The following is a 14,022-nucleotide window of genomic DNA, read 5'->3' as shown; positions in this document are numbered from 1 at the left end:
TCACACCATTTGACCTATTGATCTATCATCGCTTCGATTTCCGCCGTCAGTGCGATCGCAAAGCCGGCGGGAAGCGGTTTCCGACGAGAGGCAGCAAGTACGTGCGACTGACAGGCAAGCACCGGATATCCCTGGTTGCCGTGGCGGCCGCGGCCGCGATCGTGGGAAGCCTGCAGCTCCCCTCCAGCGCGTTCGGCACCGAGGACACCGGGGGGACGGAGAACACCGGGAGCGCCGGCACCACTGCGCCGCCCGCCGCGGAAGCGCTCGATTCGCACGCCGAGGACTCCGCCTTCCACGGCAGCGACGGCACGGTCTTCCGGAACGGGGTCATGTCGCTCGGCGCGGAGCCTTCCCGCACCGCCGCGCGGGCCGCCGCGGCGGCCGCGCCCGCACCGCCCCAGGGCGAGGGGTGGAAGCTGAGCGGCTCCACCAAGTGGCTGCCGACGGGCTACACGATCAAGTTCTACGACCAGAAGTCCGCGGACTGGCTGGCCCCGTACGTGCAGGCCTCCGCCGCCGACCTGCGGCGCATCACCAACCTGCCGGTCACCGTCGACGCGAAGCCGGTCGGCTGGGACTACGTACGGCCCAAGGGCGAGGTCATCATCGGCGTGCTGCACCGCCCGTGCGTCCCGCCGGCGGGCGAGGGCAGCATGGGCAGCACCGGCTGGAAGATCGTCCGTGACGGGACGGGCACCGCCAACCTCAGCTGCGGTTTCACCAGCTCCTCCGTGGCCGAGACCGTGACCAGCGGACACGCCTACATCGACGATTCGTTCTTCACCCCGGCCGGCAAGCCGACGGCCGCCATGGGCGAGACGTACATGCGCAACCACATCAGCCACGAGATCGGACACACGCTGGGCCTCGCGCACGCCAACCGCAGCCTCCAGAAGAGCGACTGCGTCAAGGGGACCGACTCCGGCCAGTTCCCCGTCATGTGCTCCCCCACCTACGCCTACCAGGACAAGCGCGCCGGCACCTACGTCCAGCAGTTCGACGTCCAGGGCCTGCGCCGCCTCGCGGCCGGCGCCGGGGCCACGCTCTCCCCGCAGGGCCGGGTGACCGGCATCGGCGCCAAGTGCCTGGACGTCAAGGGCGGCAAGGCGGCCAACGGCACGCAGATCCAGCTCTACGCGTGCAACGGCTCCGCGGCCCAGTCGTGGATCCTGGGCAAGGACGGCACGTTCCGCGCGTTCGGGAAGTGCCTGGACAACGCCCGCAACGCGAGCACCAACGGCAACAAGATCAGCCTCCACGACTGCAACGGCTCGGCCGCACAGCGCTGGTCCGTCAACGCCAAGGGGCAGATCGTCCACGTGGCCTCGGGCAAGGTCCTCGACGTGACCGGCGGCTCGACCGCCAACGGCACGGCGGTCCAGCTCTACGCGGCGAACACGAACAAGCGCCAGGTCTGGGTCACCCCGAAGTAGTAGCCGCGCCCGCGGCGAGCGCAGCGCCGCCCGCGCGCTCCCTAGGGAGATTGCCCGATCCCCCCGCCCCGCCTTAGAACACAGGCTGGTTCGGTGATCGAACGAGGTGTGGGGAAGGTCCTGCGGGACCGCAATGCGGGGCTCTACCTGTCCGGGGTGGTCGTCTCGGGATTCGGCACGAGCGCCATGTGGCTGGTCGCCGGGGTCTGGGTGAAGTCACTGACCGGGTCGGACGCGCTCGCGGCGCTGACCGTGTTCACCCTGTGGGCGCCGGTCCTGGCCGGACCGGCGCTGGGGGCGCTCGCCGACCGGCTGCCCCGGCGGCCGCTGCTGGTCGCCCTCGGCCTCGTGATGGCCGCGCTGCTGCCCGTACTGACCCTGCTGGACTCGGCGGACCGGGTGTGGCTGCTGTTCGCGGTCCTGTTCGTGTACGGGATCTGCGGCACGGTGCACGGGGCGGCGGAGGCGGCCCTGGTCCCGCAGGCCGTCGGCCACCGGCTCCTCGGGGACTTCAACGGGCTGCGGCTGACCGCCGGCGAGGGCATGAAGCTGCTCGCACCGCTGGTGGGCGCAGGCCTGTTCGCCCGCTTCGGCGGGGGGTCGGTGGCCCTGCTCGACGCGGTGACCTTCGCGCTGGCGGCGGGGATCTTCGCCCTGCTGCGGGTGGACGAGGAGCCGCCGGAACGGGAGCGGATCCGGGCCGGGACCAAAGGGTTCGCGCAGGTGCTGGAGGGCTGGCGGCAGCTGCGTGAGGCACCCGCGCCGCGCACCCTGGTGACGGCCGGCGCCGCCGTGATGTTCCTGGCCGGGCTGAACGGCGCGGTGATCTACGCGGTCGCCGGGAACGTACTGGGGCACGCCCCCACCTACGTGGGGGTGCTGTACGCGGTGCAGGGCGCGGGCTCGGTCCTCAGCGGGCTCGTGGCGGGCCCGCTGCTGCGGCGCGTGCCGGAGAGGGTGTTCACGGCCGCCGGGGTGACCCTGTTCGCGCTCGGCGCCGGGGTCCGGGCGCTGCCGTACGACGCGGTGGCCCTGGCGGGCAGCGCTGCCATCGGCGCCGGGCTGCCGTGCGTGCTGGTCGCCGCGCTGACGGCGGTCCAGCGCGAGGTCCCGAACGCCGCGCTGGGCCGCGCCGCGGCCACGGCCAACACCCTGATCTTCGTACCGAACGCGCTGGCCCTGGCGCTGGGCTCGGCCCTGGTGGCCTTCGTGGACGTACGGGTGCTGCTGCCGGTGTTGACGGTGGCGGGACTGGCCACGGCGCTGCTGCTCGTGGCGGGACCGCGGGGCGGGCGCGGTGCCCGTAGGGCGGGCACGGGCGGGCGCGGGGCGCGCGGGTGGCTGTAGGGCGTGGCCGGTGGAGGGAGCCGGGCCACGCCCTACCGCGGGCTCACGCCCCCGGCCCCGCCCACAGGCCGTCCGCCGTGAGTCCGAGCAGGTCGATCGCGTTGCCGCGCACGATGCGCTCCACCACGTCCGGTGCGAGGTGGCCCATCTGCGCCTCGCCGACCTCGCGGGACTTGGGCCAGGTGGAGTCGGAGTGGGGGTAGTCCGTCTCGTAGAGGACGTTGGCGACGCCGATCGCGTCGAGGTTCTTCAGGCCGAAGGCGTCGTCGAAGAAGCAGCCGAAGACGTGCTCGGCGAAGAGCTCCGACGGCGGGCGCAGCACCTTGTCGGCGACTCCGCCCCAGCCGCGGTTCTCCTCCCAGACCACGTTCGCCCGCTCGAGGATGTACGGGATCCAGCCGATCTGGCCCTCCGCGTACATGATCTTCAGGTTGGGGAAGCGCTCGAACTTGCCGCTCATCAGCCAGTCGACCATGGAGAAGCAGCAGTTGGCGAAGGTGATGGTGGAGCCGACCGCGGGCGGGGCGTCGGCCGAGGTGGACGGCATGCGGGAAGAGGAGCCGATGTGCATGGCGATGACCGTGCCGGTCTCGTTGCACGCCTCCAGGAAGGGGTCCCACTCGTCCGTGTGGACGGAGGGGAGGCCCAGGTGCGGGGGTATCTCGGAGAAGGCCACGGCGCGCACCCCGCGCGCGGCGTTGCGGCGGACCTCGGCGGCGGCCAGGCGGGCGTCCCAGAGCGGGATCAGGGTGAGGGGGACGAGGCGGCCGCGGGCGTCCGGGCCGCACCACTCCTCCACCATCCAGTCGTTGTAGGCCCGGACGCCGAGGAGCCCCAGCTCGCGGTCCTTGGCCTCGGTGAAGGTCTGGCCGCAGAAGCGGGGGAAGGTCGGGAAGCAGAGGGCCGACTGGACGTGGTTGACGTCCATGTCGGCGAGCCGGTCGGGAACCGAGAAGGACCCCGGGCGCATCTGCTCGTAGGTGATGACTTCCAGTTTGATCTCGTCGCGGTCGTACCCGACAGCCGTGTCGAGGCGGGTGAGCGGCCGGTGCAGGTCCTCGTACACCCACCAGTCGCCGATGGGGCCGTCGTCGCCCTTGGCCCCCATCACGGGGGCGAACTTGCCGCCAAGGAAGGTCATTTCCTTCAACGGGGCGCGGACGACGCGGGGGCCGATGTCGCGGTACTTGGACGGGAGCCGGTCCCGCCAGACGTGGGGGGGCTCAACCGTGTGGTCGTCCACCGAGATGATCTTCGGGAAGGTCTCCATGACTCATACGGTAGCGCTGATCTGACGAACCGTCAGCTAGTTGACCAGTGATCGCTCGGACACGGGCTGACGTGGGCGCGCGAGACAGGGCAGACTGACCCTTACACCGACGGAAGGCAGGGGGACGACAGATGGACGGCGTACCGGCCATCCCGAGCCCGCGGAAACATCCCGAGGCCCGTACGGCTGCCGTCGTACCCGAAGCCGGCACGGGGGCGACCCCCGCCCTGGCGGCCGACCCCGCGGCGGCCCGGGCCGGGGCCACGGCGGGTCCTACCGCCGAACCCACCGGTAGCCCGGCGGACGCAACCGCTCCAACCCCGACCAGCCAGACCGGCTCCCCCAAGCCCACCACGCAGCCCACCGGTTCCACGGGGTCAACCGGGTCCACCAACCCCGCCGAGCCCACCGCAGGGTCCACCGAGCCCGCCGGGTCCACCACGGAGCCCGCCGGGTCTGCCGGTTCCACCGGGTCCACCAACCCCGCCGAGTCCACAGCAGGGTCCGACGGGTCTGCCGGTTCCGCCGAGACCACCGCAGGGTCCGCCGGATCTGTGGGGTCCACCGAGCCCGCCGGGTCTGCCGAGCCCGCCGCAGGCGAGACGGCTGGTCCGGGCGAGTCCCGCTTCGCCGTTCTCGGCCCCGTCCGCGCCTGGCGCGGCGCCGAGATCCTGCCCTCCGGCACCCCCCAGCAGCGCGCCCTGCTCGCCGTGCTCCTGCTGCGCGACGGCCGCACCGCCACCGCGCCCGAACTCATCGACGCCATCTGGGGCGAGGACCCGCCCCAGCAGGCCCTCGCCACCATCCGTACGTACGCCTCCCGCCTGCGCAAGGTCGTCGCCCCCGGCCTCCTCGTCACCGAGTCCGGCGGCTACGCCATCCGGCTGCGCTCCACCGCCACCCTCGACCTCGGCATCGCCCGCAGCCTCGCCGCCGACGCCGAAGCCGCCCGGGCCGCCGGTGACCGCTCCCTCGCCCGTACGCTCCTGGCCCGCGCCCTCGACCTCTGGGAGGGCGAGCCCCTCGCCGGCGTCCCCGGCCCGCACGCCGAGACCGAGCGCATCCGGCTCGCCGAATGGCGCCTCCAGCTGCTGGAGACCCGCCTCGACCTCGACCTGGAGGTCGGCCACCACGCCGAGGCCGTCTCCGAGCTCACCGCCCTCACCGCCGCCCACCCGCTGCGCGAACGCCTGCGCGAGCTGCTGATGCTCGCCCTCTACCGCAGCGGCCGGCAGGCCGAGGCCCTCGCCGTCTACGCCGACACCCGGCGCCTCCTCGCCGACGAGCTCGGCGTCGACCCCCGGCCCGAACTGGCCGCGCTCCAGCAGCGCATCCTCAATGCCGATGCCGATCTCGCCCGCGCGGAGGACCCGGCCCCGGCCGCCGCGACCGTTCACGTGAGGCCCGCCCAATTGCCTGCCACCGTTCCCGACTTCACGGGCCGCGCCAGCTTCGTCGCCGAGCTCGGCGCCATCCTCGGCGGCGGTGCCCAGGACCAGGTCATGGCCGTCTCCGCGCTCGCCGGCATCGGTGGCGTCGGCAAGACCACCCTCGCCGTCCACGTGGCCCACGCCGCCCGACCGCACTTCCCCGACGGCCAGCTCTACGTCGACCTCCAGGGCACCGAGGCCCGCCCCGCCGAACCGGAGGCCGTCCTCGGCTCCTTCCTGCGCGCCCTCGGCACGCCCGACACGGCCATCCCCGACTCCTCCGCCGACCGGGCCGCGCTCTACCGCTCGATCCTCGACGGCCGCCGGGTGCTGGTCCTCCTCGACAACGCCCGCGACGCCGCCCAGGTCCGTCCGCTGCTGCCGGGCACCGCCGGCTGCGCCGCCCTCGTCACCAGCCGGGTCCGCATGGCGGGCCTCGCCGGGGCCCATCTCGTCGACCTCGACGTGATGAGCCCCGAGGAGGCCCTCCAGCTCTTCACGCGCATCGTCGGCGAGGAGCGCGTGCGCGCCGAACGCCAGGCCGCCCTCAACGTCGTCGGCGCCTGCGGCTTCCTGCCGCTCGCCATCCGCATCGCCGCCTCGCGCCTCGCCGCCCGCCGCACCTGGACCGTGTCCGTCCTGGCCGCCAAGCTCGCCGACGAGCGCCGCCGCCTCGACGAGCTCCAGACCGGCGACCTCGCCGTCAAGGCCACCTTCGAGCTCGGCTACGGCCAGCTGGAGCCCGCCCAGCAGCGCGCCTTCCGCCTCCTCGGCCTGGCCGACGGCCCCGACATCTCCCTCTCGGCGGCGGCCGCCGTGCTCGATCTTCCCGAGTACGACACCGAGGACCTCCTGGAGGCTTTAGTCGACTGCTCCCTCCTCGAATCCGCCGCCCCCGGCCGCTACCGCTTCCACGACCTCGTACGCCTCTACGCGCGTGCCTGCGCCGAGCGCGACGAACAACCGCCGAGCGGGCGCGAGGCGGCCCTGGACCGGCTGCTGGACTTCTACCTGGCCACCGCCTCCGGGGTCTACGCCCTGGAACGCCCCGGCGACCGGCTGCCCGCGCACCTGTCCGACACCCACTACCCCGGGCTGGTCTTCGCCGAACCGCGCGCCGCCCTGGACTGGCTGTACGCCGAGGCCGACCCGCTGCTGGCGTGCGTACGGCAGGCCTCCGTACGGGGCGGCGAGTCGCTGGTCCTGCGCCGGGCCGTGGACCTGCTGTGGGCGGCGAAGGACCTCGCCGAGTCCGGGGCCAACTCCCGGCAGTACGAGTCGGCCGCGGTCGCCCTGCGCGACGCCGGCCAGGCCGCGAAGGACCCGTACGCCGAGGGCCGCGCCCGCACCACCCTCACCAACGTCCATCTGGTGGCCGGCCGCTTCGCCGAGGCCGACGAGGAGGCCGCCCGGGCCACCGTGCTCGCGCGCGAGGCCGGCGACCCGCTGCCCATGTGCTGGGCCCCCAACGACCGCGGGATCATCGCCCTCTACGAGGGCCGGCACGCGGACGGCGAGCGCTACCTGCTGGAAGCCATCGAGTGCTTCCGCGCCGACGCCAACAACGTCGGCGAGGCCAGCGCGCTGTGCAACCTCTCCCGCATCCACGTGGAACTGGGGCGCCTGCCCAGCGCCATAGACCTGGCCCAGCAGGGCATCGCCATCTACGACCGGATGGGCCTGAGCCTGCGCCTGGCCAACGGCCGCTACGCGCTGGGCATCGCCCTCACCCAGGCGGGACGGCTCGGCGAGGCCCTGGCGCAGCTCGCCGAGGCGCTGTCGCTGTTCCACGAGAACCGCCAGCCCCTGTGGGAGGGCGTGACGCACTTCCGGCTCGCCGAGGCCCACCTGGCGGCGCGCCGGCCCACCCTGGCCGCCTCGCACGCCGAGCAGGCCATCGCGCTGCGCGGGATCGGCGGGGAGTGGCGCCGGGCGACGGTCCTGACGGTGCTCGGCAAGGCGCTGCGGCGGCTGGGGCAGCGGGACCGCGCGCGGGCCTGCTGGCGGGACGCCGAGGCGGTGTTCGCGCAACTGCGGTCGACCGAACTGGGCGAAGTTCAGGCCCTGTTGGCCTCGGAGATCGCCGCCTGAGCTGCGCGGACGCCGGCTGAACGAGGCGTTCATCGTTCGTTTATCGCGGTCCGACAGGATAAGTGCATCGACCCGGTGCCTCGGGGGAGCATCCGGGCCGGTTGGTGGACTACCCGTTCGGCGGTCATCGGGGGAATCGCCGAACGGGCCCAGCCCTACCCATCCTTCAGGAGAATCGATGACGACGAACGAGAACTTCAAGCCGCTCGACAACCACGCCTCGGGCGTCGAGATCGAGACCCTGGACAACCACGCCTCGGGCATCGAGATCAAGCCGCTGGAGAAGACCGAGGACCCGGCTGCGGCTCCGGTCACGCCGCCGGTCGCGGGCGAGGAGATCCAGACGCTGGACAACCACGCGTCCGGTCCGCGCCCGTAGCACTCGCAAGACGTACGGGGGAACCACGGGGGAACCACAGGGGGGGACCACGGGGGCGTACGGGGGAGCAACGGGGGAACGGCGGTCGCGGTGGCCCGGAGGGGGAGCCACCGCGACCGCCGTACACGTATGTGCAGGGGCGGCGGCATAGGCTGGGAGCGTGTTCTCCTCCCACGGGCCGAGCGTCCGCGAACTGGCAGTGCAGGGCCTCTCCTCCGTCGAGCGGGGCTACGACCTCCTCGCGCCGAAGTTCGACCACACCCCCTTCCGAACCCCGGACCGGATGCTCGACGCGGTCGAGGAGACCCTCGCCCAGCACGAGGGAACCTTCGGCACCGGCCTGGACGTGTGCTGCGGCACGGGCGCAGGGATCGACATGCTGGGCCGGCTGTGCCGCGGCCGGATCACCGGGGTGGACCTCAGCGCGGGCATGCTCGCGGAGGCCGAGCGCCGGTACGGCGCGGACGCCGACCGCGTGGACTTCGTACGGGCCGACGCGCGGGCCCTGCCGCCCGCCCTCGCGGACACCTACGACCTGGCGGTCAGCTTCGGCGCCTTCGGCCACTTCCTTCCGTCGGAGCGCCCCGCGCTCTTCGCCGGGATCCACGCCGCCCTGCGCGAGGGCGGCGTCTTCGCCTTCCCGATCGGCGCCCCGCTGCCGCTCGGCTCCCGGGTCTGGTGGGCGACGACGGGCTTCGACGCGGCGATGCGGGTCCGCAACGCGGTGTGGCGTCCCCCGTTCGTCATGTACTACCGCACCTTCCCCCTGGGTCCGGTCCGCGAGGACCTCCGGGCTGCGGGCTTCACGGTGGAAACGGTCCCCCTGACCCACTTCGGCCACCGCCCCGACGGCACCCCCCACTGGCGCCTGGTCCTGGCCCGCCGCCGCTAGCCCACCCGGGCGGCGCGAGCCCGGCCGCCGTCGTCGCGGCCGATGACCGCCTGAAGCCCCTCCGGGGCCATGCTCCCCCGGAGCGCGCCCACCCAGCAGCGGGGGGGGGAGCCCTGAACCGGCTCAGCCGGCGCGGAGGGCGCGGAGGGCGCGTTTGAGGATCTTGCCGCTCGCGTTGCGCGGGAGTTCCGTCACGAACTCCACCGCGCGCGGGACCTTGTAGTTGGCCATCTCGCGGCGGGACCAGGCGATGAGGTCGTCCGCGGTCAGCGTGGAGCCAGGGCGGCGGACCGCGTAGGCCTTGCCGACCTCGCCGAGGCGCGGGTCCGGGATGCCGATCACGGCGACGTCCGCGATGTCCGGGTGGAGGCCGAGGAGTTGCTCGATCTCGGCGGGGTAGGCGTTGAACCCGCCGACGATGAACATGTCCTTGATCCGGTCGGTGATGCGCAGGTTGCCGACCTCGTCCACGTACCCCACGTCGCCGGTGTGCAGCCAGCCCTCTGGGGTGACGGTCCGGGCGGTCTCCTCGGGGTCCTCGAAGTAGCCCTGCATGACGTGGTAGCCGCGGACCGCGATCTCGCCCACGCACCCGGTCGACTGCGGCCGCCCGTCGGCGTCCAGGATCACCACCTCCGTGTCCGGGATGGCCCGGCCGGAGGTGGCGGAGACGGTCTCCGCCGGATCGCCGCGCCGGCACATGGTGACGATGCCGCTGGCCTCGGAGAGCCCGTACGCCGTGAGGACGGTGGCGATGCGCAGTTCCCCGCGCAGCCGTTCGACGAGCCGCAGCGGGACCACGGCCGCGCCCGTGACGACCAGGCGCAGGGCGGAGAGGTCGTGCTGGTCGCGCTGGGGGTGGTCGAGGAGCGACTGGTGGAGTGTGGGCGGCCCGGGGAGTACGGAGATCCGCTCGGCGGCGACGTTCGCGAGGACGGTGTCCACGTTGAAGACGGACTGCGGGACCATCGTGGCCCCGCGCATCAGGCAGGCGATGATCCCGGCCTTGTAGCCGAAGGTGTGGAAGAAGGGGTTCACGATCAGGTAGCGGTCGCCCTCGCGCAGTCCGGCGAGCTCGCTCCACACGTCGTAGCAGCGCAGGGACTGGGCGTGGGTGATGACCGCGCCCTTGGGGCTGCCGGTGGTGCCGGAGGTGAAGATGATGTCGGAGGGGGATTCGGGGCGGATCGATTCGGCGCGTGCGCGGACCGCCGCGGCCGGCACGCCGTCCCCGCCCGCCAGGAAGTCCTTCCAGGTGCGGAAGGAGTCGGGGGCGTCGTCGGCGAGGACGACGACCTGTTCCAGGTGCGGGAGTCCCGGCAGCGGTCCGGTGCCGGGGCCCTCGGCTGCGGCGCGGCGCAGGGAGGCGACGTAGGAGGTGCCGAGGAAGGTGCCGGTGACGAAGAGCAGCCGGGCCCGGCTGCGCTCGAGGACGTACGCGGCCTCCGCGCCCTTGAAACGGGTGTTGAGGGGGACGAGTACCGCGCCGGCCGAGACGGCGCCGAGGGCGGAAACGATCCACTCCAGGGTGTTGGGGGCCCAGACGGCGACCCGGTCGCCGGGCTCGATCCCGGCGGCGACGCAGGCCGCGGCGGCGCGCTCGACGCGTTCGCCGAGCTGCGCGTAGCTGATCCGGGCGCGCCCGTCGACGACGGCCTCGCGGTCGGCGTACCGTGCCGCTGCCTCCTGGACGAGCTGCGCGATGCTGCCCCAGCGCAGATCCCCGCGCACGTCCTCGCGCACGTCTTCGCGCCCGCCCTCGCGCCCGTCGCCGCCCATGCGTGCCACCTTCCCGCAGACCCAGTAGCTGACTATCCGTCAGATTAGCTGTAGCCTTCGCGGCTGTCAGTACTGGCGCACCCCGGAGGTGGCGATGGCGGCAACGCTCAAGGACGCGACGGCGATAGTCGGCATCGGGCAGACCGCCTTTGCCAAACATCTCCCGCAGTCCGAGAAGGAGTTGGCCTGCCGGGCCATTCTCGCGGCCCTCGCCGACGCCGGCATCGAGCCGTCCGAGGTCGACGCCTTCTCCTCGTACACCATGGAGGAGACCGACGAGGTCGAGGTCGCCAAGGCCATCGGCGCCGGCGACGTCACCTTCTTCTCCAAGATCGGCTACGGCGGGGGCGGTTCCTGCGCCACCGTCGGCCACCTCGCCTCCGCCGTCGCCACCGGCCAGGCCACCGTCGGCGTCGCCTGGCGCTCCCGCAAGCGCGGCTCGGGCCCCCGCCCCTGGAAGAACACCGCCGTCCAGCTGCCCACCCCGGGCCAGTGGACCCGCCCCTTCGGCCTGCTGCGCCCCGCCGACGAGATCGGCATGCTCGCCCGCCGCTACATGCACGAGTACGGCGCCACCCGCGACCACCTCTTCAACGTCGCCATGGCCTGCCGCAACCGGGCCAACGCCAATCCCGCCGCGATGATGTACGAGCGCCCGCTGACCCGCGAGATGTACATGACCTCCCGCATGATCAGCGACCCGCTCTGCCTCTTCGACAACTGCCTGGAGACCGACGGGGCACTGGCCTGCGTGATCGTCTCCGCCGAGCGCGCCCGCGACTGCCGCCAAAAACCCGTCTACGTGCACTCCGCCGCCCAGGGCCTGCCCGCCCAGCACCACGGCATGGTCAACTACTGGAACGACGACCCGCTGTCCGGCCCCGCCTGGACCGCCGCCCGCCACCTGTGGAAGCAGGCCGACTTCGGGCCCCAGGACGTGGACGTCGCCCAGATCTACGACGCCTTCACCCCGCTGATCCCGCTCTCCCTGGAGGGCTACGGCTTCTGCGGCCGCGGCGAGGGCGCCGCCTTCACCGAGGGCGGCGCCCTGGAGATGGGCGGCCGGCTCCCCATCAACACCGGGGGCGGCGGCCTGTCCGAGGCGTACGTGCACGGCTTCAACCTGATCAACGAGGGCGTCAAGCAGCTGCGGGGCGTCTCCACCTCCCAGGTGCCCGACGCCGCGACCTGCCTGGTGACGGCGGGCGAGGGAGTCCCGACGTCCGCGATCCTGCTGAGGAGCTGACCCGATGACCACCACTCCCGCCACCGCGGACGAACTGCTGCTGCCGGTCCCCGACGAGGACGGCGCCCCCTTCTGGGAGTACGCCGCCCAGGACGAGCTGCGCGTCCAGGCCTGCGCCGCCTGCGGCCGGCTGCGCTTCCCGCCGCGCCCCTGCTGCCCGCACTGCCGGTCCTTCGACAGCGAGTGGCGCCGGATGAGCGGCCGCGGCCGCATCTGGTCCTACGTCCGGCCGCACCCGCCGCTGCTGCCCGCCTACGCCGCGCAGGCCCCGTACAACGTGATCCTCGTGGAGCTCGCCGACGCCCCGCACATCCGGCTCGCCGGGAACCTGGTGACCTCGGCCGACGCCCCGCTCGACTCGGTGGACCCGGCCCGGCTGCGGATCGGCGCCCGGGTGCACGTGGTCTTCACCGAGACCGGCGGCATGGCCGTACCGCGCTGGGTCCTGGAGAAGTCATGACCGTGCGGGTGGAACGGGACAAGGCGACCGGCGTCGCCGTCGTCACCCTGGACCGGGAACACCGGCACAACGCCATCGACCTGGCCACGGCGGCCGAACTGGGCGAGGTGTGGCGGGAGTTCCGGTTCGCGGACGAGGTACGGGCGATCGTACTCACCGGCGCGGGGGCGGCCGCCTTCTGCACCGGCATCGACCGCGGCGTCGACGTGCCGCAGCCCGCCTCCCCCTACTCGACCGACGACCCGCTGATCGCCATCGGCCCCAAGGCGGGCGACCTGTGGAAACCGGTCGTCGCCGCCGTCAACGGCATGGCCTGCGGCGGGGCCTTCTACCTGCTGGGCGAGGCGGAGTTCCTGATCGCCTCCGAGACCGCCACCTTCTTCGACCCGCACACCACCTACGGAATGGTCAGCGCCTACGAGGCCGTCTACATGGCGCAGCGGATGCCCTTCGGCGAGGCGGCCCGGATGTCCCTGATGGGCACGGCCGAACGGCTCTCCGCGCGCCGGGCCCACGAGATCGGACTGGTCTCGGAACTGACCGCGCCCGACGGGCTGCTCCCGGCGGCCCTCCGGGCGGCGCAGACCCTGGCCGGCTTCCCCACGGAGGCCGTGCAGGGCACCGTACGGGCCCTGTGGTCGGCGAAGCAGGCCGCGCTCCAGCAGGCGCTGGCACAGGCGCCGGCGCTGATCGCGCTGGGGAACCTGGCGCCGGAACGGCAGGCGGAGCTGTTCGGCTCGCGGCGGCCCGGCACGGAGTTCAGGCTGCGCTGACGGGCCGGGCCCCGGGGCTCGCGCGTGGACGTCGGGGCGGACTCCCCCGGGGTGGCCCCGGACGCAGACCCGGGCGCAGACCCGGACGCAGAACCGGACGCAGAACCGGACGCAGACCCGGCACCGCCCGACGTGGTCCCGCGGCTCGATGGTGGCGCCGGTCGCGCTCGCGGAGGGCGACGCCACCGACCACCGCGCCGCCGTACAGGGGGCCCTCCGGCGTGCGGACCCCGGGAGCCCGGCGTAGCGTCGGGACCGAGACCCCCTAACCCGGAGGGCCGGGCATGCTGCGCAACGCACTCGGCTCCCTGATGGGTCTGATCGGAGCGGCGGCCGCCGTCTGGAGCCCCTTCCGTGCCTGGTACGACGGCCGTCTCGGGCGCGACTACAGCGTCCAGGAGCTCTTCACCGCGACCGGGATCACCGACCACCGGGCCACCCTGCTGGGCTCGATCCTGCTCCCGTACCTCTTCGCCGCCGCCCTCACCCTGTGCGCGGTCCTGCTCCGCTCGCGCCTGCTGATGGCACTGGCCGGGCTCGTCGTCCTCGGCTTCACCGTCCTGTGGACCGTCCGCCAGGGCCAGGCCGTCGGCAGCCTCACCGTCGGCGGCACCGCCCAGGCCCTCGGCGACGGCCTCGCGAACGCCTACGGCGCGGGCGCCCTGATCCTCCTGGGCGCAGCGGTCATGCGCGGCCGCCCCACCCGGAGCCCCCGCCCCCTCCCCCCGACGACACCCGCCTAGGCCCTGTCGTCGAAGTGGCGTCGGCCGAGCCCGCGGCGTCCGGTGCCGTACGTGGCAAGGCGGAGGGGCGCCCGTGTACTGGACGTACTCGGGCGCCCCGACCACCTGGGGTCCAACCGCCGCCCCCTCCCCGCTGTGTTGTCGCACTGCCGTGCAAGGATGATGCGCAGAAGCGG

Annotated in this window: 11 protein-coding genes; 9 read left to right on the top strand and 2 right to left on the bottom strand. The window is 73.3% G+C overall.

Annotated elements, in window-relative coordinates; translation table 11 throughout:
• Positions 1-101 precede the first annotated feature (101 nt).
• Together OG594_RS04500 and OG594_RS04495 are read left to right on the top strand one after the other, a co-directional pair.
• Positions 102-1,436 (top strand): ricin-type beta-trefoil lectin domain protein, encoded by a 1,335-nt coding sequence (locus tag OG594_RS04500; protein WP_266595366.1) that lies wholly within the window; start codon positions 102-104, stop codon positions 1,434-1,436.
• 93 nt (positions 1,437-1,529) lie between these two features.
• Positions 1,530-2,783, top strand: coding sequence for an MFS transporter (locus OG594_RS04495; RefSeq protein WP_266595364.1), 1,254 nt, complete (start codon positions 1,530-1,532; stop codon positions 2,781-2,783).
• Positions 2,784-2,826: 43 nt separating this feature from the next.
• Here OG594_RS04495 and OG594_RS04490 read toward each other — a convergent pair whose 3' ends face one another.
• Complete coding sequence (locus OG594_RS04490; protein ID WP_266595362.1) at positions 2,827-4,053, bottom strand: amidohydrolase family protein; 1,227 nt, start codon at positions 4,051-4,053, stop codon at positions 2,827-2,829.
• Positions 4,054-4,184: 131 nt separating this feature from the next.
• Here OG594_RS04490 and OG594_RS04485 point away from each other — a divergent pair, with 131 nt between their 5' ends.
• The 3 genes from OG594_RS04485 (at position 4,185) to OG594_RS04475 (ending at position 8,845) form a co-directional block, all read left to right on the top strand.
• Positions 4,185-7,574 (top strand): BTAD domain-containing putative transcriptional regulator, encoded by a 3,390-nt coding sequence (locus OG594_RS04485; protein ID WP_266595360.1) that lies wholly within the window; start codon positions 4,185-4,187, stop codon positions 7,572-7,574.
• Positions 7,575-7,752: 178 nt separating this feature from the next.
• Entirely contained in the window at positions 7,753-7,953 is a 201-nt protein-coding gene (locus OG594_RS04480) for a hypothetical protein (protein WP_266595358.1), read from the top strand.
• A gap of 160 nt (positions 7,954-8,113) precedes the next feature.
• Entirely contained in the window at positions 8,114-8,845 is a 732-nt protein-coding gene (locus OG594_RS04475; protein WP_266595356.1) for a class I SAM-dependent methyltransferase, read from the top strand.
• 123 nt (positions 8,846-8,968) lie between these two features.
• On the opposite strand, the gene OG594_RS04470 is transcribed toward OG594_RS04475, so the two are convergent.
• Positions 8,969-10,576 (bottom strand): FadD3 family acyl-CoA ligase, encoded by a 1,608-nt coding sequence (locus tag OG594_RS04470; protein ID WP_266602592.1) that lies wholly within the window; start codon positions 10,574-10,576, stop codon positions 8,969-8,971.
• Between the two features lie 142 nt (positions 10,577-10,718).
• Between OG594_RS04470 and OG594_RS04465 the strand changes: the two genes are divergently transcribed.
• From OG594_RS04465 to OG594_RS04450, 4 genes are all read left to right on the top strand, one after another.
• Positions 10,719-11,870, top strand: coding sequence for a lipid-transfer protein (locus OG594_RS04465; protein WP_266595354.1), 1,152 nt, complete (start codon positions 10,719-10,721; stop codon positions 11,868-11,870).
• A 4-nt stretch (positions 11,871-11,874) separates the two neighbouring features.
• Positions 11,875-12,330, top strand: a complete 456-nt coding sequence (locus tag OG594_RS04460) for a Zn-ribbon domain-containing OB-fold protein (RefSeq protein WP_266595352.1) — start codon at positions 11,875-11,877, stop codon at positions 12,328-12,330.
• Entirely contained in the window at positions 12,327-13,103 is a 777-nt protein-coding gene (locus OG594_RS04455; protein WP_266595350.1) for an enoyl-CoA hydratase/isomerase family protein, read from the top strand. Before OG594_RS04460 ends, OG594_RS04455 begins: the two co-directional genes overlap by 4 nt.
• Positions 13,104-13,387: 284 nt before the next feature.
• On the top strand, positions 13,388-13,846 hold the full coding sequence (locus OG594_RS04450; RefSeq protein WP_266595348.1) for a hypothetical protein: 459 nt from the start codon (positions 13,388-13,390) through the stop codon (positions 13,844-13,846).
• Positions 13,847-14,022: the final 176 nt, after the last annotated feature.

The organism is Streptomyces sp. NBC_01214, assembly GCF_026340975.1.
Taxonomy (GTDB): Bacteria; Actinomycetota; Actinomycetes; order Streptomycetales; family Streptomycetaceae; genus Streptomyces.
Note: the sequence above shows the minus strand (reverse complement) of the source record. Positions and strands in the feature narration are given on the sequence as shown.

Excerpts from the sequence above, each read along its gene's own strand:
- OG594_RS04480 (WP_266595358.1), top strand. The coding sequence starts at position 7,753 with ATGACGACGAACGAGAACTTCAAGCCGCTCGACAACCACGCCTCGGGC.
- OG594_RS04455 (WP_266595350.1), top strand. The coding sequence starts at position 12,327 with ATGACCGTGCGGGTGGAACGGGACAAGGCGACCGGCGTCGCCGTCGTC.
- OG594_RS04450 (WP_266595348.1), top strand. The coding sequence starts at position 13,388 with ATGCTGCGCAACGCACTCGGCTCCCTGATGGGTCTGATCGGAGCGGCG.
- OG594_RS04485 (WP_266595360.1), top strand. The coding sequence starts at position 4,185 with ATGGACGGCGTACCGGCCATCCCGAGCCCGCGGAAACATCCCGAGGCC.
- OG594_RS04460 (WP_266595352.1), top strand. The coding sequence starts at position 11,875 with ATGACCACCACTCCCGCCACCGCGGACGAACTGCTGCTGCCGGTCCCC.
- OG594_RS04465 (WP_266595354.1), top strand. The coding sequence starts at position 10,719 with ATGGCGGCAACGCTCAAGGACGCGACGGCGATAGTCGGCATCGGGCAG.
- OG594_RS04490 (WP_266595362.1), bottom strand. The coding sequence starts at position 4,053 with ATGGAGACCTTCCCGAAGATCATCTCGGTGGACGACCACACGGTTGAG.